22 protein-coding genes and 1 pseudogene are annotated in these 23151 nt (G+C 73.8%); 11 read left to right on the forward strand and 12 right to left on the reverse strand.

Annotated features, from left to right (window positions below; translation table 11 throughout):
• Nucleotides 1-2: 2 nt before the first annotated feature.
• Nucleotides 3-317 (reverse strand): annotated as a pseudogene (locus tag AB1207_RS10010) (carbonic anhydrase); the annotation flags it as partial.
• A 239-nt stretch (nt 318-556) separates the two neighbouring features.
• Here AB1207_RS10010 and AB1207_RS10015 point away from each other — a divergent pair.
• The 4 genes from AB1207_RS10015 (at nt 557) to AB1207_RS10030 (ending at nt 5261) form a co-directional block, all read left to right on the forward strand.
• Nucleotides 557-2122: a GAF domain-containing protein gene (locus tag AB1207_RS10015; RefSeq protein WP_367637999.1), complete on the forward strand. Its 1566-nt coding sequence runs from the start codon at nt 557-559 to the stop codon at nt 2120-2122.
• 214 nt (nt 2123-2336) lie between these two features.
• Nucleotides 2337-3128, forward strand: coding sequence for an alpha/beta fold hydrolase (locus tag AB1207_RS10020; RefSeq protein ID WP_367638000.1), 792 nt, complete (start codon nt 2337-2339; stop codon nt 3126-3128).
• Nucleotides 3125-4921 (forward strand): putative bifunctional diguanylate cyclase/phosphodiesterase, encoded by a 1797-nt coding sequence (locus AB1207_RS10025; RefSeq protein WP_367638001.1) that lies wholly within the window; start codon nt 3125-3127, stop codon nt 4919-4921. Before AB1207_RS10020 ends, AB1207_RS10025 begins: the two co-directional genes overlap by 4 nt.
• Nucleotides 4922-4958: 37 nt before the next feature.
• Nucleotides 4959-5261, forward strand: coding sequence for a nucleoside triphosphate pyrophosphohydrolase (locus AB1207_RS10030; RefSeq protein ID WP_367638002.1), 303 nt, complete (start codon nt 4959-4961; stop codon nt 5259-5261).
• 10 nt (nt 5262-5271) lie between these two features.
• Here the strand turns inward: AB1207_RS10030 and AB1207_RS10035 are convergent, their stop codons facing one another.
• Entirely contained in the window at nt 5272-5865 is a 594-nt protein-coding gene (locus AB1207_RS10035; RefSeq protein WP_367638003.1) for a TetR/AcrR family transcriptional regulator, read from the reverse strand.
• 47 nt (nt 5866-5912) lie between these two features.
• On the opposite strand from AB1207_RS10035, the gene AB1207_RS10040 reads away from it, so the two are divergent.
• Entirely contained in the window at nt 5913-6377 is a 465-nt protein-coding gene (locus AB1207_RS10040) for a GNAT family N-acetyltransferase (protein ID WP_367638004.1), read from the forward strand.
• Between the two features lie 15 nt (nt 6378-6392).
• Complete coding sequence (gene rlmC / locus AB1207_RS10045; RefSeq protein ID WP_367638005.1) at nt 6393-7508, forward strand: 23S rRNA (uracil(747)-C(5))-methyltransferase RlmC; 1116 nt, start codon at nt 6393-6395, stop codon at nt 7506-7508.
• Between the two features lie 158 nt (nt 7509-7666).
• Here rlmC and AB1207_RS10050 read toward each other — a convergent pair whose 3' ends face one another.
• The 3 genes from AB1207_RS10050 to AB1207_RS10060 are packed head-to-tail and all read right to left on the reverse strand — an operon-like array spanning nt 7667 to nt 11883.
• Nucleotides 7667-8305 carry an acyl-CoA-like ligand-binding transcription factor gene (locus AB1207_RS10050; protein ID WP_367638007.1) on the reverse strand — a complete coding sequence of 213 codons (639 nt, stop codon included), beginning with the start codon at nt 8303-8305 and terminating at the stop codon, nt 7667-7669.
• Entirely contained in the window at nt 8298-9812 is a 1515-nt protein-coding gene (locus tag AB1207_RS10055) for a chemotaxis protein CheW (protein WP_367638009.1), read from the reverse strand. The genes AB1207_RS10050 and AB1207_RS10055 overlap by 8 nt, the downstream gene beginning before the upstream one ends.
• A gap of 7 nt (nt 9813-9819) precedes the next feature.
• Nucleotides 9820-11883, reverse strand: coding sequence for a PAS domain S-box protein (locus AB1207_RS10060; RefSeq protein WP_367638010.1), 2064 nt, complete (start codon nt 11881-11883; stop codon nt 9820-9822).
• Nucleotides 11884-11946: 63 nt separating this feature from the next.
• On the opposite strand from AB1207_RS10060, the gene AB1207_RS10065 reads away from it, so the two are divergent.
• Nucleotides 11947-12516 carry a nuclease gene (locus AB1207_RS10065; protein WP_367638011.1) on the forward strand — a complete coding sequence of 190 codons (570 nt, stop codon included), beginning with the start codon at nt 11947-11949 and terminating at the stop codon, nt 12514-12516.
• Here the strand turns inward: AB1207_RS10065 and AB1207_RS10070 are convergent.
• A complete protein-coding gene (locus tag AB1207_RS10070; RefSeq protein ID WP_367638012.1) occupies nt 12476-14029 on the reverse strand; it encodes an ATP-dependent DNA ligase in 1554 nt (517 codons plus the stop codon). The genes AB1207_RS10065 and AB1207_RS10070 overlap by 41 nt on opposite strands.
• A 213-nt stretch (nt 14030-14242) precedes the next feature.
• Between AB1207_RS10070 and AB1207_RS10075 the strand changes: the two genes are divergently transcribed.
• A complete protein-coding gene (locus AB1207_RS10075) occupies nt 14243-15577 on the forward strand; it encodes a reverse transcriptase family protein (RefSeq protein WP_367638013.1) in 1335 nt (444 codons plus the stop codon).
• Here AB1207_RS10075 and AB1207_RS10080 read toward each other — a convergent pair.
• Both AB1207_RS10080 and AB1207_RS10085 read right to left on the reverse strand, forming a co-directional pair.
• Nucleotides 15522-15878: a DUF3817 domain-containing protein gene (locus tag AB1207_RS10080; RefSeq protein WP_367638015.1), complete on the reverse strand. Its 357-nt coding sequence runs from the start codon at nt 15876-15878 to the stop codon at nt 15522-15524. The genes AB1207_RS10075 and AB1207_RS10080 overlap by 56 nt on opposite strands.
• 122 nt (nt 15879-16000) lie before the next feature.
• Nucleotides 16001-18223 (reverse strand): putative bifunctional diguanylate cyclase/phosphodiesterase, encoded by a 2223-nt coding sequence (locus AB1207_RS10085; protein ID WP_367638017.1) that lies wholly within the window; start codon nt 18221-18223, stop codon nt 16001-16003.
• 142 nt (nt 18224-18365) lie between these two features.
• Between AB1207_RS10085 and AB1207_RS10090 the strand changes: the two genes are divergently transcribed.
• Entirely contained in the window at nt 18366-19220 is an 855-nt protein-coding gene (locus AB1207_RS10090) for an LLM class F420-dependent oxidoreductase (protein WP_367638019.1), read from the forward strand.
• A 39-nt stretch (nt 19221-19259) separates the two neighbouring features.
• On the opposite strand, the gene AB1207_RS10095 is transcribed toward AB1207_RS10090, so the two are convergent.
• The 4 genes from AB1207_RS10095 to AB1207_RS10110 form a co-directional block, all read right to left on the reverse strand.
• Nucleotides 19260-19448 (reverse strand): hypothetical protein, encoded by a 189-nt coding sequence (locus AB1207_RS10095; RefSeq protein ID WP_367638020.1) that lies wholly within the window; start codon nt 19446-19448, stop codon nt 19260-19262.
• Nucleotides 19449-19611: 163 nt separating this feature from the next.
• Nucleotides 19612-20481: a TolB family protein gene (locus tag AB1207_RS10100; protein WP_367638021.1), complete on the reverse strand. Its 870-nt coding sequence runs from the start codon at nt 20479-20481 to the stop codon at nt 19612-19614.
• 9 nt (nt 20482-20490) lie between these two features.
• Entirely contained in the window at nt 20491-21420 is a 930-nt protein-coding gene (locus tag AB1207_RS10105) for a cation diffusion facilitator family transporter (RefSeq protein WP_367638022.1), read from the reverse strand.
• Nucleotides 21417-21764: an ArsR/SmtB family transcription factor gene (locus tag AB1207_RS10110; RefSeq protein WP_437178905.1), complete on the reverse strand. Its 348-nt coding sequence runs from the start codon at nt 21762-21764 to the stop codon at nt 21417-21419. The genes AB1207_RS10105 and AB1207_RS10110 overlap by 4 nt, the downstream gene beginning before the upstream one ends.
• Before the next feature lie 73 nt (nt 21765-21837).
• Here AB1207_RS10110 and AB1207_RS10115 point away from each other — a divergent pair, with 73 nt between their 5' ends.
• Together AB1207_RS10115 and AB1207_RS10120 are read left to right on the forward strand one after the other, a co-directional pair.
• Complete coding sequence (locus AB1207_RS10115) at nt 21838-22320, forward strand: VOC family protein (RefSeq protein WP_367638248.1); 483 nt, start codon at nt 21838-21840, stop codon at nt 22318-22320.
• Between the two features lie 13 nt (nt 22321-22333).
• On the forward strand, nt 22334-23146 hold the full coding sequence (locus AB1207_RS10120; RefSeq protein WP_367638023.1) for a MerR family transcriptional regulator: 813 nt from the start codon (nt 22334-22336) through the stop codon (nt 23144-23146).
• Nucleotides 23147-23151: the final 5 nt, after the last annotated feature.

Raw genomic sequence — 23151 nt, forward strand, 5'->3', positions numbered from 1 at the left:
ACGCCGAGGACGCTCACCGCGTACTCCAGCGATCCCAGCACGGTGTCGTCGAGGGCGTGACCCGCGGTGCGGACGACGAAGAGGTCGCCCGGGCCCTGGTCGAAGACGAGTTCTGCGGGGACCCGCGAGTCCGCGCACGACAGGACGGCGGCGAACGGCGTCTGCCCCGCCACGAGGTCGGCCCGGCCCTGCGGGCTGCGCCCCGAGTGGTCTCCCGTCGTCCCGGCGACCCAGTGGGCGTTGCCCGTCTGCAGCCGAGTCCAGGCCTCGGTGCGGCGGTCGGTGGAACTCGTGGCGAAGGGTGGTGCGGTGTCCATGGCTCGGGCTCCTCAGGTGGGGTTCTGCCAGCACATCGGTTGGGGCGCAGGGGGACCTGAGGCCCGTAAAGCAACCACCAGAATGTCTAGATCTCTAGATCGACCTAGAAGCAACCGCTGATCGGGTGACCGTTCCGTCCCGGTCTCAACCTTCCGGCGAGGAGGTCGATGACGCCGGAGGAGATCACCGAAGTTCCACGTCGGGGCCCGCGGACGGGTTCCCCCAGCTCAGGAGCGACATGTTCGGCAAGACCACGAGCGCGGCCCTCGCCAGCACGACCGAACGGCTCGTCGCCAGCGAGGCCGACGTCGCCGCCATGACCGAGGTGGTGCGGGCCCTGGCGTCGGTGCGGTCCCCGCAGGAGGCGGTGCGGATCGCCCTCGACACGGTCCGGGAGCGGTTCGGCTGGGCCTACGGGTCGTTCTGGGCGCTCGACCCGGCGGCGGAGGGTGGCCGCGGGGTGTTGCGGTTCGCCCAGGAGTCGGGCGACGCCGGGGCCGAGTTCCGCCAGGTGACCCTGGAAGCCTCCTTCGCCGAGGGGGTCGGGTTGTCCGGCCGGGCGTGGCGTTCCCGCGACCTCGTCTTCGTGCCTGACCTGGCCGAGGTCACCGACTGCGTCCGGGCACCCGCGGCCCAGCGGGCCGGGGTGAAGTCGGGCGTGTGCTTCCCGATCGTCGACCGCGGCCGGGTCGTCGGCACCATGGACTTCTTCACGACGGAGGTGCTGGCGCCGTCCCAGGGGAGGTTGGACGCGTTGCGCGCCGTCGGCGTGCTCGTCTCCAGCGCCCTGGAACGCGCCCACGAGGTCGTGCGCCAGGAGAAGGCCGCTCAGGACGTCGACGCCGTGTCGACCGTCATCCGGGAACTCACCACGGCCTCGGACGAGGAACTCGTCCTGCGCACCGCGCTCGACGTCGTCCGCCGCGACTTCGACTGGCAGTACGGGTCGTTCTGGCGTCTCGACGAGCAGGCGCAGGTCCTGCGGTTCGAACTCGAGTCGGGGACCGCGGGCGAGGAGTTCCGCCGCGTCACCCTGTCGGCGTCCTTCGCCAAGGGGGTCGGCCTGTCCGGGCGCACGTGGGCGAAGCAGGACCTCGTGTTCGTCGAGGACCTGGGCGAGATGACGGACTGCGTCCGGGCGCCTGCGGCGCAGCGGGCGGGGGTGAAGTCCGGCGTCTGCCTGCCCGTCGTCGTCGGGGGCCGGCTGATCGGCACGATGGACTTCTTCGCCACCCGGACGCTCATCATGTCCGCGAGCCGGGAGAGTGCGCTGCGCAACACCGCCTTCCTCGTGGGGCAGGCCATGGAGCGGCTGACCGCCGGGACCCGGTTGCGGGAGGCGGGCGGAGAACTGCTGTCCTCCATCGCCGAGGTCGAGCGGAACGTGACGTCGGCCGCCGGGGTCGCCGCGCAGGGTGAGGCCCTGGCGCAGGAGGCGAACGGACAGGTGGCCGCCCTCGGCGAGGCCAGCAACGAGATCGACGACGTCGTGCGGGCCATCCAGTCGATCGCCGCCCAGACGAAGCTGCTCGCCCTCAACGCCACGATCGAGGCCGCGCGGGCGGGGGAGGCGGGGAAGGGTTTCGCCGTCGTCGCGGGCGAGGTCAAGGAACTGTCCTCGCAGACCGAACGGGCCACCGACGACGTGAGCCACAAGGTCGCGACGATCCAGGACCGGGTCCAGGCCGTCGTCACGTCGCTCGCCGGGATCCACGCGGCCGTCGAGGAGATCAACCACACCCAGGCGCTCATCGGGACCGTCCTCGCCGAGCAGGAGGCGACGACCCGCACCGTCCTCACCTGAGCTCGTGCGACATCGCCCGTCCGGAGGATCAGGGCCGGCGCCGCCCGCGCCGATGACCACCCCGTCTGCATTCACCGTGAGGACCCTCATGCACCCCACCACCGGTTCCGTCGCCGCGTCACCCTGCCCCAGTCGGGGCGGGGTCCAGCGGTGCGGGCTGCCGACCCCCGTCCTCGGCGTTCCCGAGCCGTCCTCGGTGCTCACCCGGCACTGTGTGACCGAGGCCGGTGATCCCGACGGACCGGTGCTCCTGCTGGCCCACGGTTTCGGCGCCGGGCAGAGCGCCTGGCAGCGGTTGCTCCCCCACTTCGCCGACCACCGCGTCGTCCTCTTCGACTACGCCGGGTCCGGCTCGACGCGCATGGCGGACTTCGACCCGGTGCGCCACGGCACGCTGACGGGGTACGCCCAGGACCTGCTCGAGGTGTGCGCGGCGCTGGACCTGCAGGACGTCAACGTCGTGGCGCACTCGGTCAGCGGGGTGGTCTCGCTGCTGGCCGCGGCCGCCCAGCCCGACCGCTTCGCGTCGCTCTCCCTGGTGGCACCCTCGCCCCGGTACGTCGACGAGCCGGAGACGGGGTGGACCGGGGGTTTCTCGCTGGAGGACATCCACGAGCTCCTCGAATCCCTCGACAGCAACTACTACGCGTGGTCCGCCGCGATGGCGCCGGTCGTCATGGGAAACCCCCAGGACCCTGACCTGGGAGCCGAGCTCACCGAGAGCTTCCTGGGCACCCACCCCGACGCGGCGGCGGCCTTCGCGCGGGCGATCTTCCTCAGCGACGCCCGGGACGTCCTGCCGCGGGTGCAGCTCCCCACGCTCGTGCTGCAGACCCGGCACGACGCGCTGGCCCCGGAGGCGGTCGGGGCGGCCGTGGCGGCCGCGCTGCCGCACGGGCACCTCGTGGCGCTGGACGCGACCGGCCACTGCCCCCACATCAGCGCCCCGCTGCAGACGGCCACCGCGGTCCGCGCCCACCTCGCCGGACACCTGGCCCGGCCGTGACCGTCGTCGTGCCACCCGCCGAGGCCGTCGCCGGACCGATCGCGGCGGACTGGTGGCAGGACTCCCCGTGCGCCCACCTCGTCCTCGACGGCGACGCGGGCCTCGTGCTGGACGCGAACCGGACGTTCACGTCGTGGACCGGGCTGTCGCGCAAGGACGTCGTCGGCACGCCGTTCGCGCGCCTGCTGCCGGTCGGAGACCGCATCGTGTGGACGACGCACGGGTTGCCGAAGCTCTCCACGTCCGGTCGCGTCGAGGAGATCTCGGTCCAGGTGGTCGGGACCGGTGGCACCCGGCACGCGGCCTTCCTCAGCGCCATGAGCGTCACCGGCCCGGACGGTCCGACGGTCCTGGTCGCGCTCTTCGGCGCGCGCGAACGCCGGCGCTACGAGCAGGAGCTGCTGACGTCGAAGCGGGCCGCGGAGGCCTTGGAGGCGCAGCGCGCCGCCGCGGAGGCGCACCTGCAGCACCTCGTCCACCACGACCCGGTCACGGGTCTGCTCAACCGCACGGGCTTGCACGCCGCCCTCGCCGCCTCCCTCACGGGCCTGACGGCGGACGGCGCGGACCCGACGGGCCGGCTGGCCGTGCTCTTCCTCGACCTCGACGGGTTCAAGGCCGTCAACGACAGCGTCGGGCACGCCGGCGGTGACGAACTCCTGCGCGTCCTGGGCGGACGACTGCGGGCCGCCCTGCGCCCGGACGCGGTCCTGGCCCGGTTCGCCGGGGACGAGTTCGTCGTCGCCGAGGTCCTCCGCGGAGCGGACGAGGCCGAGGCGTTGGGCCGCAGGCTGCTGGCCGAACTCGCGGCGCCGGTCGTCATCGCCGGCATCGAGGTCGTCCCCTCGGCCAGCGCGGGCATCGCCTTCGCCGACGTCCCGGGCGACGTGTGGGCGTGCACCGTGGACGGCGGCGCCGGAGGACCTGCCTGCGCGGCGGTGGCCGACGCGCTGCTGCGGCGGGCCGACACGGCGATGTACTCCGTGAAGGACAGCGGCCGGGGTGGGCTGGCCGTCCACGACCCGCACGCCGCCGACGGCGCCGCCGACCGCCTGCGTCTGCTGCAGGAGCTGCGGACCGCGCTGGCCCAGGGGGAGTTCCGGCTGCACTACCAACCCCGGGTCCGGCTCGCCGGCGGTGCGACCACAGGGGTGGAGGCCCTGGTCCGGTGGCAGCACCCCGAGCGCGGTCTGCTGGGACCGGGCGAGTTCATCGAGGTCGCCGAGGCGTCCGGCCTGATCCGCGAGCTGGGGGCGTGGGTCCTGGACTCCGCGGTGGCCCAGACCGCCGCCTGGAACGCCGCCGGCGTCGGCGTGCAGGTGAGCGTCAACATCTCGACCCGGCAGCTCGCCGACCCGGACCTGGTGCTGCTGGTGACCAGTGCCCTGGCCCGCCACGGCGTCCCGGCGTCGCAGGTGGTGCTGGAGATCACCGAGACCGCGTTGATGGTCGACCCGGAGACCGCGCTGTCCACCCTGCAGGTGCTGGCGGGGCTGGGCATGCAGATCGCCGTGGACGACTTCGGCACGGGGTACGCGAGCTTGACGTACCTGCAGCGGTTCCCGGTGCACGAGCTGAAGATCGACCGGTCGTTCGTGTCGGGTGTCGTGGACAGCGCACCCGACCGCGCCATCGTCGGCGCCTGCGTGCACCTGGCCCGGTCGATGGGACTGGTCTGCGTGGCCGAGGGCGTGGAGACCGACGAGCAGCGGGACGTCCTGCTCTCGCTCGGCTGCGACCTGGCCCAGGGGTACCTGTTCAGCAGGCCGCGGCCGGCGGGTTCGCGACCCTGACCAGCCGCCGGTGCGGCGGCTGCGGTAGGAAGACCGCGTGGGGAAACTGGTGCGCGACCGCATACCGGACGTGATCCGCGCGAACGGGGAGGAACCCGTCGTGCGGGTGCTGGGCGGGGACGAGTTCGTCGACGCCGTGCTCGAGAAGGTCGTCGAGGAGGCCGGCGAACTGCGCGCCGCCACCACGGTGGAGGAACGGCTCGCCGAGGCCGCGGACGTCTACGAGGTGCTCCTGGCCGTCGCCGGGGTCTGCGGCACGACGATCGACGAGGTCGTCCGGCGCGCGGCGGCCAAGCGCGCCGAGCGCGGTGGTTTCCAGGGCCGCGTCTGGCTGGAGTGAGCCGGCCGGCTCACCCGGCGGGCGGCAGCAGCGTCGCGAGGACCCGGTCGAGCGCGGTGCGCTGCCGGTGCGGCGTGTAGGTCTCCGGGTCGGCGGCCGCGAGGGCGTTGAGGCCCTCGACCTGCGCGACGAGGGTCACGGCCGCGTTCCGGCGGGCCGCCGGGGCCAGGTCCGGACGACAGGCGCCGACGAGGTCCGCGACGCGTTCGACGAACGAGCGGTTGTGGGCGACGTGCACGGCCCGCAGGTCCTCGTCGGGGAGGGCGGCGGCGAGGAAACCCACCCACACCCGAGCCTCCTCGCGCTTGCCGTCGGTGAGCGACAGGGCCTGGCGCAGCACGTCCCGCAACGCCGTCGTGGGGTTCTGGGCGCCGCCCGCCGCGGCGTCGGCGCGGACCCCCGTCCGCTCGTGCAGCAGGTCGCGTGCGTGGCGCAGCAGGGCGCGCTTGTCGGTGAAGGTGTGCAGCACCAGACCGGTCGTGCACCCCGCCTCGACCGCGACGGCGCGCAGGGTCAGGCCGGGCAGCCCCTCGCGGGCCAGCACCGCCCAGACCGCCGTCGACAGCGTGCGGCGCTGGGCGTCAACGTCGCGGCGACGGGGCACGGGACCTCCTGGACGACCTGTTCGTGACGAGCGTTACGGTAACGGACGTGACGGAACAGCAGTTCACCGTGCAGGCCGAGCCGTGGGACGCGCCGGACGGCACCCGTCTGCGGGCGGCCCAGCGGGCCGAGCTCGACGCCCGCTACGGCAGCGACGACCACGAACCGGGCACCGCTCCCACCGCGGACGACGTCCCCGTCTTCCTCGTGGCCCGCGACGGCCCCGGCCGGGCCGTGGCGTGCGGCGGGCTGCGTCCCCTCGCCGAGGGCGAGGCCGAGGTGAAGCGGATGTACGTCGACCCCGGGTCGCGCGGCAGCGGCGTGGCCACCGCCGTCCTGCGGGCGCTGGAGGACGCGGCCCGGTCCCGCGGGGTGCGCCGGATGCTGCTGGAGACCGGCACGGCGCAGCCGGAGGCCCTCCGGTTCTACCTGCGCGAGGGCTACGAGCGGATCGAGGCATTCGGCCCCTACGTCGGCTCCTCGCTGTCCATCTGCTGCGCCCGGGACCTCTGAGAGGATGGGGGAGCCATGCAGTGCTCGTACTTCGACGCCCACGCCTGCCGCTCCTGCACCCTGATCGAGCTGCCCTACGCCGACCAGGTGCGCGGCAAGGAGGAACGCTGCGCCGAGCTCCTGGGGGAGCGTCCCGGGCTGCAGTGGCTGCCGACGGTGCGCAGCCGTGAGGTCGGCTACCGCAACAAGGCGAAGATGGTCGTGGGTGGCACGGTCGAGCACCCCACCCTGGGCATCCTCGACGCCGGCGGTCGCGGCGTCGACCTGCGCTCGTGCCCCGTCGTGGCCGAGGGCATCCGGGCGGCTCTGCCCCACGTGGCGCGCTTCGTGACGCGGGCCGGCCTCACCCCCTACGACGTGCCCCGCCGACGCGGCGAGCTCAAGCACGTCCTCGTCACCGAATCGCCCGCAGGCGAGCTCATGGTGCGGTTCGTCCTGCGCTCCGACCGCGCCCTGCCGCGCCTGCGCGAGCACCTGCCCCGCCTCCTGCGGGAGGCGCCGGGCATCGCGGTCGTCACGGCGAACCTCCTGCCCGAGCACAAGGCCGTCCTCGAGGGCGAGGTGGAGGTCGCGCTGACCGAGCGGACGACCCTGCCCATGCCGCTGGGCGCGGTGGAGCTCGACCTGCGTCCGCGCAGCTTCTTCCAGACGAACACCGACGTCGCGACGGCCCTCTACGCCCAGGTCCGGCAGTGGGTGGACGAGGTGGCCCCGGCGTCCGTGTGGGACCTCTACTGCGGCGTCGGCGGTTTCGCCCTGCACTGCGCCGCCCCCGGGCGGCGCGTCGTCGGCATCGAGGTGAGCGCCGAGGCCGTCGAGAGCGCGCGCCTGGCCGCCCGCGACCTGCCGGGTGTCGAGTTCGCCGCGGGCGACGCGACGGCCTTCGCGCTCGCGGCGACGGACGTGCCGGACCTCGTCGTCGTCAACCCGCCCCGCCGGGGCATCGGCCCGGAGCTGGCGGGGTGGCTGGAGCGCTCCGGCGTCCGGCACGTCGTCTACTCCAGCTGCAACCCCGAGACGCTCGCCGCGGACCTGCGCGAGATGCCCTCGCTGCGGCCGGTGCGGGCGCGGGTCCTCGACATGTTCCCCCACACCCCGCACGTCGAGGTCGCGGTCCTGCTCTCGCGCTGAGCGCGGCCTGGAGTGACGGGAAACACTCGCCACCTCGGCGTGTCGGAGTTTCTAGCAGAGAACTCTCCGTCGTGCTCTGGTGACGTTCCCAGGAACTTCCATCGTTGCAGGGACGCCAGGTCTAGAAACTACTGATCTAGGAAACCCTCAGCGGTCGCTCAGGCGCAGGAGCCGTCGAGCCAGCTCTGCAGCACCCGGCACAACGGCCGAAGTTCCTCGTCCAGCTGCGTCAGCGCGTCACGACCGACCTCCTCGACGTCGAGCCAGCGCCGCAGCATCGCGACGTAGCCGCCGTGGACGGCGCCCGCGATGCTCTGCGGCGCCACGTCGCTCGCGGAGAAACCGTGTCTCCGGGCCACGAACGAGGCGATCTGGTCCCGCCACGCCGCCCACTGCTCGGACTCGCCCGAGCGCAGCTCCGTCGACTCGAACAGGACGCGGACGCGCTGCATCCACAGACCCTCGTCGTCCAGGACCCGTTGCAGCGCAGTCACGACGCTGCCGCGCACGAGGTCCATCGTGCCGTCGGAGGAGTCCGCGGACGCGTCCAGAGCGTCGCCGAGACCGCCGGTGAACTCGTCGAAGCGCCACCAGATGATGGAGCCCTTCGACGGGAAGTAGCGGAAGAAGCTCGTCTTGCTGACGCCGGCCGCGGCGGTGATCTCCGCCAGCGTCGTCTCCTCGAACCCCTTCCGCAGGAAGAGTTCGATGGCGACGGTCTCGATCTCCTCGCGGGAGGAGGCGGGCGGGCGTCCACGACGGGGGGCGGCGGGGGCTTCCACCGACTGCTCAGTCACGTGTGACAGCGTGCCACAACTCCGGCCCCCGGGAGGGGGACGTCGCGGCGCTGCCCACCCGGACGAAGGGTTCGGCCAGGGCGTGCAGGTCCACGCAGGCGAGCAGCGGACCCGTCGCCGAGCCCGTCCGCACGAGGGGCGCCCGTTCCTCGGCCGCCGCCTCGTCGAGGGCCTCGCGCCACACCGGACGCTCGATGTCGGACAACTCCTCCACGACGAGACCGACCCGGCGCGGAGGACCGTCCGGGTCGTCCGCCGGGGGACGCACCAGGAGGACGACGCCCGCGGTGGGGTCGGCGAGCCGTCCACGACCCAGCAGTTCGGACAGGTCCAGCAGGGGCACCACGTCGGCGTCGGTGACGAGGGCGCCGAGGTCGGAGCTCCCACCGATCCACGGCACGGGGGCGGCGGGGAACGGCACCACCCCGTCCACCTGGTCCAGCGGGGCCGTCACCGTGCCGCGGGCCCGGAAGAGCACGACGGGGTCGTGGTGGAGGGCGGCCGTGACCTCGCCGGTGACCTCGCCGGCGGGCGCAGCAGCCCCCGGCCCGGTGTTCAGGGAGGTCAGCGCGCTGACCTCGGCGTCGGCGAGCAGGGCGGCCACGTCGACGACGAACGCCGGGCCCTGGGGCAGGCGGGCCACGTCCCGGACGACGCCGGCCGCCAGCCCCCGCGAGGGCGGTGCCGCCGAGCGCGCCGACGGCGCCACCCGCACGATGTCGAGTGCCTCGGCGAAGACGAGCGCGAGGAGTCCCCGCTCGGAGCGGACGAGCAGGGCCTGCCACGACGTCGACCGGTCGGCCGGAGGCAACCCGAGCAGCGCCAGCGGGTCGACGACGGGCAGCCGGACGTCGCCGTGGTCGGTGACGCCCAGGCACCACGCCGACGACAGCTGCGAGGGCCGGGGGGACAACGAGGGCAGCGTCGTCTGGACGTCAGCGACGTCGATCGCGAGCAGCACGTCCCCCGCGCCCCCGGCCGAGGTGCAGCGCACCACGAGGTGGGCGGGGTCGAGCCCGGTGCCCGTGCCGGTGCCCGCAGGGGGTTGGCCCTCGGCGGCGTCGGGGGCGCTGGTCATCGCGAGCACCCCGGGGACCCCGAAGACGGCGGCCGGGTCGAGCAGGCTGCCGACCTCTCCCGTGCCCGGCCGGACGAACGCCGCCGTGAACAGGCGCCGCTCCCCGGCGGCCACCGGTTGCAGCGCCGCCGGGTCGAGGGTGACGACGTCGTGGACGCTGTCGACGAGCACCCCGAGGGCGCGGCCGTCGTGCACGAGGACGACGACGCCCATCGCCGCCGTGGGAGGTGCGGTGCCGTCCGTCGTCCCGCTGAGCGCGGCGAGGTCCAGGACGGGCAGGACGGTGTCGCGCAGCAGCACCGCCCCGACCAGCCCCGGCGCCGCCGTCGGCAGGGCGTCGAAGCGCTCGGGCAGGGGGACGACCTCGCGCAGGACGTCGACGGGCAGGGCGACGAGCGCCCCCTGCACGCGCAGGAGTCCGACCTTCACCGCAGGCTCACGACTCGGCGCTGGTCCGGTCGGCCAGTTCGGCGATGAGCGCGCGCACCACGGCCGAGGTGTCCTGCTGCAGCCGCGTCGCCCCGGCGATCGTCGAGATGGACTCCGAGGTCTGCGCGACGCTGGAGACGATGTTCTCGAACGCCTCCTGGGCCGCGCGGGAGACCTCGGCACCCTCGTTGACGCGGGACTCCGACTCGGCGATGAGCTCGGCGATCTGACCGGCCGCCGTCGAGGAGCGCTCGGCGAGCTTGCGGACCTCGCCCGCGACCACGGAGAACCCGACCCCGTGCTCGCCGGCCCGCGCCGCCTCGATGGAGGCGTTGAACGCCAGCAGGTTCGTCTGGGCGGCGATCTCGGTGATGACGCGGACGATCTCGGCGATGGAACCCGACGAGCGCCGGATCAGCTCGATCGCGGCCATCGAGCTCTTGAGCGCCTCGAACCCCGTCTGCGCGTCGCCGTGGGTGCGGGCCGCGAGGTCGCGGGCCTGGACGGCGTTCGAGGCGATGGCGTCGATCGAGTGCGAGAGCTCGGCCACCGTCTCGCTCATCTGCCCGCTCTTGGCGGTGATGAGCTGCTCGAGCTGGGCCTGCGCCGTCACGTCGTAGGCGTACTTGATGACCTTGAACGGCCGGCCGCGCAGGTCGAAGACGGGGTTGTACGTCGCCTGGATCCACACGTCGCGGTCGAACTTGCCGACCCGGTGGAACCGTCCCGCGATGAAGTCGCCCTTGCGCAGGCGCAGCCAGAAGTCGCGGTACTCCGCGGACACCCGGTACTCGGCGGAGCAGAACAGGCTGTGGTGCTGGCCCTGGAGCTCCTTGAGGGAGTACCCCATCGTCCGCAGGAAGTTCTCGTTGGCCGTCAGGACGTTGCCCTCGAGGTCGAACTCGATGACGGCCTGGGCCCGGTCGACGGCCTGCACGCGGCTGGCGAACTCGGCGTTCTCCACAGTGTTCCGCGTGACGTCGACGGCGTACTTGACGACCTTCAGCGGCCGCCCCTCGGGGTCGAGGATCGGGTTGTAGGTGGCCTGGATGAACACGTCCTCACCGGACTTGGTGATCCGGCGGTAGGTGCCCTCGTCGAAGTGCCCGCGTCCCAGCTTCTCCCAGAACCGCTGGTACTCCGCCGACACCGCGTCCACGGGGTCGACGAACAGGCGGTGGTGCTGACCGACGACCTCGGCCTCGCTGTACCCGAGCAGAGCCAGGAAGTTCTCGTTCGCCGCCAGCACCGTCCCGTCCAGGCCGAACTCGATGACGGCCTGGGACCGGTCGATCGCGGCGACGCGGCCCTCCAGCTCGACGGCGCGGCGGGCGGCGCCGGTGACGTCGTAGGCGTACTTGATCACCCTGACGACCTTGCCGTCCGCCCCGAAGACGGGGTTGTAAGTCGCGCGGATGCGGATCTCCTGGCCGCTGGCGCCGTACCGCGTGAACTCGCCGGCCTCCGTGCTGCCGGCGCGCAGGCGGCGCCAGAACGCGACGTAGTCGGGGCTGGCGGCGTAGGTGGCGTCGCAGAACATGCGGTGGTGCTGCCCCACGACGTCGTCCGCCTCGTACCCGAGGAGGTCCAGGGCGAGGTCGTTGGCGCGGAGCACGATCCCGTCGGGCGACAGCTCGACCACGGCCTGGGAGCGCTCGACGGCGCGGGACTTGCTGCGCAGGTCCCACAGCTCGGCGCGGGCGAGGGTGACGTCGGCCAGCAGCACCAGCGTCGCGGCGGTCCCGTCGATCCGCCGGGAGGTGCAGCGGACCCAGCGCTCGTCGGGGGTGCCCGCCACGAGGGCCTCCAGGCCCTGGCTGCGGTCGCCGAGCAGTTCGGCGACGTCGACGCCGTGCGGCACGGACAGCACGTCCGTCAGCGTGCGGCCGGTGAGGCCCTCCACCGTCGAGCCGAGCAGCTCGACGGCCCGGGGGCACGCGTGCAGGAGGACACCGCTCGTCGCGTCCACGACGACGAAGGCCTCGCGCTCGGCGATCAGCGCGGTGAGCGTCTGCTGCAGGGGGGCCGACGACAGGTCGACGGGACGGACTGCGGGAGGGCGTGCGGTCACACGGGGACCATCGACCTCGCGGGGGGTCGGCTTGAGGTGTCCGGGATGGAATAACCTCCCCGTGTGGTGACTGACGGGCAGCGGACGACGTACGTCGTCGTCGACGGCGAGAACATCGACGCGACGCTGGGGGCCTCGATCCTCGAGGGTCGTCCCGGGCCCGAGCAGCGCCCGCGCTGGGAGCGCCTGCTCAACTTCGCCCGCACGACGTTCCAGCAGCCCGCCAAGGGGTTGTTCTTCCTCAACGCCTCCAGCGGGCACCTGCCGATGTCGTTCGTGCAGGCGCTGCTGGCCCTGGGCTACCAGCCGATCCCGCTGGCCGGCGGGCCGGGGGAGAAGGTCGTCGACATCGGCATCCAGCGCACGCTGGACGCCCTCGTCGACCGCGAGGGCGACGTCCTGCTGGGCTCCCACGACGTCGACTTCCTGCCGCAGGTCGACCGGCTCCTGACGGGCGACCGGCTGGTCGGCATGGTCGGGTTCCGCGAGTTCATGAACTCCCAGTACGCCGGTCTCGCCGAGCGCGGTCTGAAGGTGTTCGACCTCGAGGACGACGTCCGCGCGTTCAACGTCGTCCTGCCGCGCGTGCGGATCATCCCGCTGGCCGACTTCGACCCGACGCGATACCTCTGACGGTCTCGATGGTGTCGGCGTCCGCGGCGGTCTTGTCGTCGCGGTAGCGCACGACGCGGGCGAACCGCAGCGCGAGTCCGCCCGGGTAGCGGGTGGACCGCTGCAACCCGTCGAACGCGATCTCCACGACCTGCTCGGGGCGGACGCGGACGACGTACCCGTCCTCGTCGGACGGCTCCACCTGCAGTTCCCGGAAGCGCTGCGTCTGCCACGCCAGCACCTCGTCCGTCATGCCCTTGAACGTCTTGCCCAGCATGACGAAACCGCCCGACTCCGGGTCGCGGGCACCGAGGTGGATGTTCGACAGCCACCCCGAGCGACGGCCCGAGCCGCGTTCGACGGCCAGCACGACGAGGTCGAGCGTGTGGACCGGTTTGACCTTCACCCAGGCGCCGCCGCGCCGGCCGGCCGCGTAGGGCGACGCGAGGTCCTTGACCACGACGCCCTCGTGACCGGACGCGACCGCCTGCGCGGCGAACTCCGTCGCCGCGTCGGCGTCGGCCGTGACGAGACGGGCGACGCGGTTCGGTTCCGGCACGAGCGCGTCCAGGACGTCGAGGCGTTCGCGCAGCGGCACGTCGAGCAGGTCACGGCCGCCGGCGTGCAGGACGTCGAAGAAGAACGGGGTCACGACCGTCCCGCTCGCCTGCGCGGTGCGCGAAGCGGTCTCCTGGAACGCCCTTGGCCGGCCGGCCTCGTCGAGGGCCAGCGCCTCGCCGTCCAGGACGACGTCCCCGCCCGGCAGCGCCGCGACGACCGCGACGACCTCGGGCAGCCGGGCCGTGATGTCCTCCAGCGTGCGGGTCGCGATGATCACCTCGCCGTCGCGGCGGTGCACCTGCACGCGGATCCCGTCGAGCTTGGTGTCGACGGCCACCGGGCCACCACCCAGACCCGCGAGCGCCTCGGCGACCGTCGTCGCGCTCGAGGCGAGCATCGGCAGCAGGGCGCGGCCGACCTGCAGCCCGAACCCCGCCAGCTCCTGCGCCCCGCCGTGCAGCGCCGCCACGACCGCCGCGACGGTCGAGCCCGCGAGCATCGCCGCGCGCCGCACGTCCGCGGCGGGGACGCCCGCGACGGCGGCGGCCGCGTCCTGCACGAGCGCGTCGAGGGCACCCTGGCGCAGTTCGCCGGTGACGACACCGCGCAGCCACCGCTGCTCCTGCTCGGTGGCGCGGCCCAGGAGGTCGGACAGGGCCGCCGAGCGCCGGCCCTGGGACCCTGGCCCGGCGAGCGCCGCCATCGCGTCGAACCGGGCGTGGACGTCGAGGACCTCCAGCGACGGCTCGTCGGCCGGTGGCGGGGCGGAGGCCATGGACCGCCACCCCAGACCGGTCCGGCGCTGCGGCAGGCTGCCGCCGAGGTAGCTGGCCACGACGGTCGTCAGCTCGAGCCCGGTGGGGTCGGCGGGGTCGAGCCGGCGCAGCAGCTCGGCGATCTCGGCGACCTTGCGCGTGCGCGCCCGGGTGGCGGCCACGGCGGCGGACGTGGTGACGACGTCGGCGAGGAGCACCCCGCCATCCTGCCCATCCCCGCCCGCGACCGCCCTCCGTGTGCCAGGGTGATCACGTGCGGTGGCGCCGGGACGAGAGGGCTCTCTCGAGCAGCTCCGGGGTCACCCCGGGGACAGCACGTCTCCTCCGGCACCACGTCGCAGGATCCTTTGTGCGCTGCGCGCACGGTCGATCCCGCACAGCAGGACAGGTCGCCCGACGTCACCGCACCCGTGGCTGACCGCAGGGGCGAGCCGCCCGACCCCGTCGCCGCGGCGCTCGCGGCCGCCTTCCTCGACGGCCCCTGGACGGCGGCCGACCTCGCTGCGCGCGGGCGTCGGGCCGTCGGGCGCCCGCGGGTACGCTGGGTCCGGACCCTCGCCGAGCAGGTGCTCGAGCGGTTCCCCCGGCCACCGCTGGACGAGACCCGGTCCCTGCAGGCGGTCGTCGCCTGGTCCACGCCGTACCAGGAGGCCCGCACCAGGGCCTCGCGCGCCGGCGAGCCCCTGCGGGTGGCGCACCTGGCCACGGCGGCCACGGCCATGGGCCGCAACCGGTGGGGCGTGCCGGTCCTGGACACCGTCGCCGACCTCGCCGCCTTCCTCGAGCTGGACGACGCCCACCTGGACTGGTTCGCCGACGTCCACCGGTTCCAGGTCCGCGCACCCGCGGGTCCGCTGCACCACTACCGGTCGCGCTGGACCGCGAAGCGCGGCGCCCCGCGGCTGCTGGAAGCACCGCTGCCGCGGCTGAAGGCCGTGCAGCGCACGCTGCTGCACCGGGTGCTGGCCCGGTTCCCGGTGCACGACGCCGCGCACGGGTTCGTGCCGGGGCGGTCGGCGCTGACGGGGGCGTGGGACCACGTGCAGGCCCGCACCGTCGTCCGGTTCGACCTCGAGGGGTTCTTCGCGGCCGTCCCCGCCGCCCGCGTGTTCGGGCTGTTCCGGCAGACGGGGTACGCCGAACCCGTCGCCCACGTGCTGACCGGGCTCGTCACGCACGTCACGCCGTTGACCGTCCTGCGGACGATGCCCGCGGGTGGTTCGCCGGACGAACGCCACCGGTTGCGCCGCAACCTGTCCCGGGCTCACCTCCCGCAAGGGGCGCCGACGTCACCGGCGCTGGCGAACCTCGTCGCGCTCGGGCTGGACCGGCGGCTGGCCGGCTGGGCGCGGGCCACCGGTGCGACCTACACGCGGTACGCGGACGACCTGACGTTCTCCTCGATCGACGGCATCGACCCGCGGCGGCTGGAGCGGGCCGTGGCGGGGATCGCCGAGGACGAGGGGTTCCGGCTCAACCCCGCCAAGACGCGGGTGCGCGGGGCCGGTGCGCGGCAGCTCGTCACGGGCCTCGTCGTCAACGAGCGCCCCAACGTGCCGCGCGAGGAGTTCGACCGGCTCAAGGCCGTGCTGCACAACTGCGTGCAGCACGGCCCGGACGGTCAGAACCGGGAGGGCCACCCGGACTTCCGGGCCCACCTGCAGGGCCGGGTCGCGCGGGTGGAGGCCGTCAACCCCGCGAGGGGGCGGCGGTTGCGGTCGAGCCTCGACGCGATCGCGTGGTGAGCAGGCCTCGGCGCAGCAGCCAGCGCTCGAAGACGATGGTGCCGAAGGGCGGTACCCCGGCGGCCAGCCCCACGGCGAGCGTCTTCAGGGACCACCCCATCGTCCGGGCGGCCCACACGGTGGACAGCAGGTAGACCACGAACCCGATGCCGTGGATCATCCCGACGACCGGCACCCCGCCCTCGTGGGGAGCCTTGACGATCCACTTCAGGAACATCGCGATGAGCAGTGCGGTCCACGAGATCGCCTCGAACGTGGCGATGACGCGGAACCAGCGGGCGGCGAGCGGCCCGGAGGTCATGGGGTCCTCCTCGTGACGGGGTGGTCCCCCAAGTCTGACGGGCCGTCGTAGGTCATGGGACCGGTGAGGGTGTGTCGTCGCTCACCCGGTGGCCGTGGCAGCGCTGGCACGTGCCCTCGCGCTCAGCCCGCCAGCAGTTCGTCGTCCGCCGCGCGACCGAGGCGCCGGACGTACCCCGGAACGTCGGCGGCGGCCATCGCGCCGCCGAACAGGTGGCCCTGCGCCCGGCGCACGCCGAGGGCGCGCAGGGGGGCGACCTGGTCGGCGCGCTCCACGCCCTCGGCGAGGATCTCCATGTCCAGCGCCCGGCACAGCGCGGCGATGCCCTCGAGCAGGGACGTGTCCCCGCCGGTGGCCAGGGTCGTCAGCGACCGGTCCAGCTTGACCGTCGAGACCGGGAACCGGCGCATGTACGACAGCGACGTGTAGCCGATGCCGAAGTCGTCGAGGTCGAGGTGGAAACCCGCCGCGACGACCTCGCGCAGAGATGCCGCGATGCACGGGTCGTCCGGGAGTTCCTCGTGCTCGGTGATCTCCAGGTGCACGCGGGAGGGGTGGATCCCGTTGCGGGCGGCCAGGTCGGAGATCCAGCGGCCCATGCCCTGACGGTGCAGGCTGCCGATGCCGAGGTTCACGGCGAGGTGCAGCCCGTCGACACCGGCCGCGTCCCAGCGGGCCAGGTCGCGCAGCGCGCGCGTGGCGACGTGCTCGTCGAGGCGGGCGCCCAGCCCGGCCGTCTCGGCGTGCTGGAGGAACTGGTCGGGGGCCAGCAGGCCGCGGCGGGGGTGGTCCCAGCGGACGAGCGCCTCGACGCCGACGATCCGCGGGACGTCACCCACGAGGTCCACGACCGGCTGGTGGACCACGACGAGTTCGCCGACGTCCTCGGCGCGACCGCCCTGCAGCAGCAACGACCGCAGTTCCTGCTGCAGGGCCAGGCCCCCGAGGACCTTCTCGCGCAGCTGGGGGCGGTACACGAGCGCCCGTCCCTTGCCGGCCTGCTTCGCCGCGTACATCGCCACGTCCGCGTCGACGAGGGCCTCCTCGAAGGCGATGCCGACGCGCAGGGGCGCGATGCCGATGCTGGCGCTCACCCGGTAGGGCAGGCGGTTGAACTCGAAGGGGGCGTCCAGGGCCTCCAGCAGCAGGTCCGCGGGGCCCTCGTCCTCGTCGTCGCGGGTCCACAGCACGACGATGAACTCGTCGCCGCCGGTGCGGGAGACCACGCCGTGCTGCCCGACGGCGCTCCGCAGGCGTTCGGAGACCTCGACGAGGAGCGCGTCGCCGACGGCGTGCCCGCGGGTGTCGTTGATCTGCTTGAAGTCGTCGAGGTCGACGAGGCACAGGTGCAGGTCCTGGCCGTGCAGACGGCGGCGCAGGTCCTCGGCGGCGCCGGGCAGCCCGCGCCGGTTCACGAGGTCGGTGAGCGGGTCCCGTTCGGCGCTGCGTTCGGCCCGCCGCACCGACAGCGCGGCCCAGCCGACGCCGGCGCAGGCCAGGACGTACCCGCTGGGGGCGACGACCTCGACGGCCACGTCGGGCAGGACGTGGACGGCGCCGAGCAGCCACAGCAGCGGCACGGTGCAGAAGACCGGCAGCACGCTGAGCAGGCGTTGCCCGTCACCCCGCAGCGCGCCGCCCGCGACGGGCGTGCCGAAGTGCCGCATGCTCGGGTGCAGCGCGGCCGCGGCCAGCAGCACCATGGCCAGGCTCTGCACCCCGTGCAGGAGGTGCCGCCCGTCGCTGACGACGTCGGCGCGCGCGGTGACGAGGGCCGAGATGGCGAGCAGGACCCCGGCGGCCAGGAGGACGAGGGTCGTCCCGGGGGCCATCCCCGTCCGGGTTCCGAGGATCCGCAGCAGCACGATGGCCAGCACGATGTCCGCCGCCGTGCCGATGAGCACGGCCGGGTCGTCGGCCAGGCCCGTCTCCCGCAGCATGCCGAGCACCTGCGCCACCACCAGGGCTCCCGCGAACGCCGTCAGCGCCAGGTCGGGCCACGTCCGGCGCAGCGGGACCCCCGTGTGCCGCAGCGTGCGGACGACGAACGGCACCAGGGACAGCGCGACGACCTGCACCGCGCCGACGCTCCAGCGCGTGTCCGGTCCCGTGACCAGGGCGCCCACCGCCGTGGCGAAGCCGACGGCGAGCAGGACCAGGACGGCCACCCACGCCTGCGGCAGCACCGGACGGTGGCGACGGACGCCCGCGACGGCCAGCGCGAGTGCACCGCCGTCGACGACGGCGGCGACCACCTCTCCCGCCCCACCGCTGAGGGCGGGGACCGCCACGACGAGGCCGAGGACGGCGAGCAGACCGAGCAGCGTGACGTCGCGCCTGGCCATGAACCCCCCGTTCCTCGTGGTCCCGCACACGGGGAGACCCCCGCCGTCTGTGCTTCGACGCGACCGGTGGTGAACTCATTCGCCCGTTCAGGCGGTGCCCACCCCCCGGAACACGGGTGGCGTGGCCACGGTTGGCGACGGCATGAGCGTCATCAGTCTGTGGGGCGGCGGCCCGTGGCAGGACCCGTCGAAGCTCGCCGAGGCCCGGGAGGTGGCCGCGGAGGTCGAGGAGCTGGGCTACCACCGCCTGTGGTTCTCCGGCGGTTTCGACCCCGGGATCCTGCCCGCTTTCGGTGAGCTGCTGGGCGCGACGCGGACGCTCGGCGTCGCCAGCGGCATCGTCAGCATCTGGACGGCCACGCCCGACGACTCCGCCGAGGCGTTCGCGCGCTTCGAGGCCGAGCACCCCGGCCGCTTCCTGCTGGGCCTGGGCAACTCGCACGCCCCGGCCGTCGAAGGTGGGGGGCAGCGGTACGACAAGCCGTACACCCGCACGGTCGAGTACCTCGACGCCCTCGGCGACCGGGTCCCGGAGGACCGTCTCGTCCTCGCCGCGCTGGGCCCGAAGATGCTCGAGCTGGCCCGCGACCGGACCGCGGGGGCGCACCCCTACTTCGTGACGGTCGAGCACACCGTCGCCGCCCGCGAGGCGCTCGGCGCGGGCTCGTGGCTGGCGCCCGAAGCCGCCGTCGTCCTCGACGAGGACCCCGTCACGGCTCGTGCGACCGCGCGCGAGCACCTGGCGGTCTACCTCGCCCTGCCGAACTACACGAACAACCTCCGCCGCTACGGCTGGGGCGACGACGACCTCCTGCACGGGGGCAGCGACCGCCTCGTCGACGAACTCGTCGCCTGGGGGTCGCTGGACGACGTCGTCGCCGGGGTCCGCCGGCACGTCGACGCGGGCGCCGACGAGGTGGCCCTGCAGGTCCTCGGTGGGGACGGGGAGTTCCCGCGCCGGCAGTTCCGGGAGCTGGCGGGGGCGCTGATCGTGTAGGTGGACGGTGCGCTCGCCCGCTCGGCGTCGCGCCGGCGGTCAGGGGATGAACCCCTGACCGCCGGCGCGCCCGTTGTCGATCTGTCGGCTGAGCTCGCGGGCCACGGCCGCCCGTTCCCCGGTCCGCCCCTGCGCCGCCCGGTACAGCCGGACGTCCACGTCCCAGCGCCAGGCCAGCACGCACAGCCCGACGACCACGATCCCGATGCCCACGGCAACCAGTGTCACAGGACGACGCTAGACCTCGTCGTCCCTCCTCACCAGGCCTGCCCGCTGGAGCGGTACGTCCCGACCCGCTCACGCGTCGCGGACGGGTCGCAACGCACCACTTGCGCGGTGTGGCACGTTCGCGTCCCGCGCAGCACTCCCGTCGTGGCTCGCAGGGGCCCGCTCAGGCCGTCGGGTAGGCGATGAACGCGAACTGCGACCCGTCCGGCGCCCAGCCGTTGACGTTGGTCGTCCCCTGCCCGCCGGGGACGGCGTACCGCTGGACCGACGCCGTCCAGTCGTCGGCGGCGACGACGTGGACGACGACGTCGAGGTCGGCGGGGTGGCCGAGGGTTCCGGGCGGGAAGGACAGGTAGTTGCCGTGCCGCCCGTCGGGGGACAGGTGCGGGAACCAGTCGACGGTGTCGCTGACGACGAGTCGTTCCAGCGGACCCCCACCGTCGGGGACGCGGGCCAGCTGGGCGTGCCCGGGGACGGAGCTGAACGCCTCGGTGTTGAGCAGGATCCAGCGGCCGTCCGGGCTCCACTCCGGTCCGTCGAGGTGCCCGGTGCCCGCGTCGAGACGCCGGGGTGCGCCGCCGACGGGCTGGACGACGAGGTGCCCGGGTTCGTCGAACGTGCTGATCTCGACGTAGGCGATCCGCGAGCCGTCGGGGGAGACGCCGTGCAGGAAGTGCCAGTTCCCGTCCTCGACGGTGATCCGCTCGACGGGCCCGCCGGAGAGGTCCCCGCGGTACACGTGGCCGTCGTCCGCCGTCATGAGGACGTGCCGGCCGTCCGGGTGCAGGACGTGGTCGTTGTTGAGCGGGGGCAGTCCCACGAACTCCACGCGGTGCACGCCGGCCTCGGGTGCGTGGACGGCGAGGCGCCACAGGTGGCCGTCGCCGTTCAGCAGCAGGGACGTGCCGTCGAGCGACCAGTTCGGCGCCTCGAGCAGGAGGTCCGACGTCTCGAACAGGACCCGGGGAACCGCGATGTCCGGACCCCCGAGCAGGACCTGGCAGTGCTGCGACGGGGCGAGGTGACGGGGCACGGGAAGAACCTAGTCGTGCGTCCCGCTCTCGTGCCCGACGTGGCCGACGGGTTCGAGCTGGAACGTCGCGTGCTGCACGGCGACGGGGAAGTGCTCGGCCACGCACGCCTGCAGGGAATCCAGGATCTCGGGGGCGTGCCCGTCCAGGAAGCAGGAGTCGTCGAGCACGACGTGCGCCGACAGGACCGGCAGGCCCGAGGTGATCTGGCTGGCGTGCAGGTCGTGGACGGCGTGCACGTGGGGGAGTTCGAGGAGGTGGCGACGGACGTCCTCCAGGTCGAGGCCGGGCGGGGTGGACTCCAGCAGGACCGACGTCGTCTCCCGCAGCAGCTTCACCGTCCGCGGGACGATGAGGACGCCGATGAGCAGGGAGACGACGGCGTCGGCACGCGTCCACCCCGTGAGGGCGATGACGCCGGCCGCCACGAGGACGGCGATCGACCCGAGTCCGTCGTTCACCACCTCGAGGACAGCGGCGCGGACGTTGACGTTCGCGTCGGCGTTGCCGCGCAGCAGGAGCCACAGCGCGACGACGTTGCCGAGCAGGCCGATCACGCCGAAGACCAGCATCGCGCCGGAACTCACCTCGGGCGGTGCGAGCAGCCGCCGGACGCCCTCGACGAGCACGAAGACGCCGACCGCCAGCAGTGCCGCGGCCTGCAGGGTGGCGGCCAGCACCTCGGCGCGCCGGTACCCCCACGTCCGCTGCGCCGATGCCGGGCGGGCGGCGAGGTTGGCCGCGATGAGCGCGATGGTCAGCCCGGCGACGTCGGTGAGCATGTGACCGGCGTCGGCCAGCAGGGCCAGGGAGCCGGAGACGAACGCGCCGACGGCCTCGGCGACGAGGACGGTGGCGGTGACGGCGAGCGCCGCCGTCAGCCGGCGGCGGTTCTGCGCGAGGTCCGCGCCGCCGTGTCCGTGGCCGTGGCCGTGGCTCACCGCGCCACCTCCTCGGGCGCGCAGTGGTCGTCACCGACCGCCAGCACCACGCCGAGGAGGTCCCCGAGGGCGTGGCTGAGCCGGGCGTCGGCGATCTCGTAGCGCACGCGCCGGCCCTGCGGCACCGAGACGACGAGACCGCAGCCGCGCAGGCACGCGAGGTGGTTCGACAGCGACTGGCGCGAGACGCCGAGCAGGTCGGCCAGTTCCGCGGGGTACCCGGGGGCCTCGCGGAGCGCGAGCAGCAGCCGGGTCCGTGTCGGGTCGGACAGGGCGTGCCCGAAGCGGGCGAGGACCTCTGCGTGGCCGACTGCGTGCGGTGCGATCACGGAACGACGGTACATCGAGAACTGGATGGTCGGGTGGCTTGACCCTGACGCGACGTCAGGCACGAGCGTGCTCCTCGTGCGCTACGTCATGGACACGTCCCACAGCACCGTCCCCGTGCCGGCCCTGGACGCCGAACCCCCGCCCGTCGAGGAGCGGGTCTACGGGATGCCGATGTTCCCCACGCTGCCGACCGCGGACCTGGCCGCGTCGGTCGAGTTCTGGACCCGCGGGCTGGGGTTCGTCGAGCTGTTCGCGATCCCCGGTCGCCTGGTCCACCTCCGCCGCTGGCGGTTCCAGGACGTCCTGCTCGTCCCGGGCGAACCCCCGGCCACCCCGCCGCCGGGCACCCTGAGCGTGGCGTGCGTGCTGCGTCAGCTCGCCGAGGTCGCCGCAGCCTGCGAGACCCTGCGGCCGGGCAGCACGAGCGGACCGGAGCGCCGGCCCTGGAACAGCGTGGAACTGCAGGTCGTGACGCCGGAACGGGCGCGGGTCGTGCTCACCGCGGCGCTGCCCCTGGACGACGCCGCGGCGCGCGACCTGCAGGAGGTGGGCATCGGTGCGCCACGGTGACAGGCTCTGCCCCGTGGAGGAGGCGCAGGGTGAGGGACCGGACGGGGAGCTGACGGTGGGCCGGGTGGCGGAACTCCTCGGCGTCAGTGTGCGGACGTTGCACCACTGGGAGTCGCTGGGCCTGGTCACGGCCGCCCGGACGAACGGCGGGTACCGCACCTACGGCCCCGAGGAGGTCGCGCGCCTGCAGCGGGTCGTGCGCTACCGCGAACTCGGGGTTCCGTTGGCGGCGGTCGCGGAACTCCTCGACGGGGGTTCGCCCTCCGACGGCCTGGACGCCCTGCGCCGGCAGCGGGCGGAACTCGTCGACCGGCTGGACCGGACCCGCGACACCCTCGACGCGGTGGACCGGCTCATCGACGCCACCGAACGCGGGACGACGCTCACCGCGCAGGAGCAGGCCGCCCTCTTCGGCGCCGACTGGGACCCGTCCTGGCCCGGGCAGGCGCGCGAGCGGTGGGGGGACTCGCCCCAGTGGCGACAGCACGCCGAACGCGCGGCCGACCGGTCGACCGCGGACTGGGCCGCGCTCGCGGAACGGATCGAGACCCTCGAGGCCGACCTCGCGGCGGCGTTCCGCGCCGGCACCGCGCCGGGTTCGGTGCAGGCCGCGGAACTCGCGGAGCGGCACCGTGCGTCGGTGGCCGAGCACTTCGACTGCACGTACTCGATGCACGTGTGCCTGGCCCGCAGCTACGTCGACGACCCCCGGTTCCGCGAGCACTACGACCGGCGAGAACCCGGCCTCGCCCCGTGGCTGCGGGCCGTCGTGGAGGAGAACGCGCGGGCACGGGGCGTCGACCCCGAGACCGCGGTGTGGGAGTAGCGTTC

Origin of the sequence: Kineococcus endophyticus (assembly GCF_040796495.1) — a bacterium.
In the GTDB taxonomy this organism is placed as follows: Bacteria; Actinomycetota; Actinomycetes; order Actinomycetales; family Kineococcaceae; genus Kineococcus; species Kineococcus endophyticus.

What these genes read in the sequence shown, in the direction of transcription:
- AB1207_RS10080 (WP_367638015.1), bottom strand. Translation starts at nt 15,878, where the DNA reads ATGACCTCCGGGCCGCTCGCCGCCCGCTGGTTCCGCGTCATCGCCACG.
- AB1207_RS10085 (WP_367638017.1), bottom strand. Translation starts at nt 18,223, where the DNA reads ATGGCCAGGCGCGACGTCACGCTGCTCGGTCTGCTCGCCGTCCTCGGC.
- rlmC (WP_367638005.1), top strand. Translation starts at nt 6,393, where the DNA reads ATGCAGTGCTCGTACTTCGACGCCCACGCCTGCCGCTCCTGCACCCTG.
- AB1207_RS10015 (WP_367637999.1), top strand. Translation starts at nt 557, where the DNA reads ATGTTCGGCAAGACCACGAGCGCGGCCCTCGCCAGCACGACCGAACGG.
- AB1207_RS10115 (WP_367638248.1), top strand. Translation starts at nt 21,838, where the DNA reads ATGGACACGTCCCACAGCACCGTCCCCGTGCCGGCCCTGGACGCCGAA.
- AB1207_RS10110 (WP_437178905.1), bottom strand. Translation starts at nt 21,764, where the DNA reads ATGTACCGTCGTTCCGTGATCGCACCGCACGCAGTCGGCCACGCAGAG.
- AB1207_RS10090 (WP_367638019.1), top strand. Translation starts at nt 18,366, where the DNA reads ATGAGCGTCATCAGTCTGTGGGGCGGCGGCCCGTGGCAGGACCCGTCG.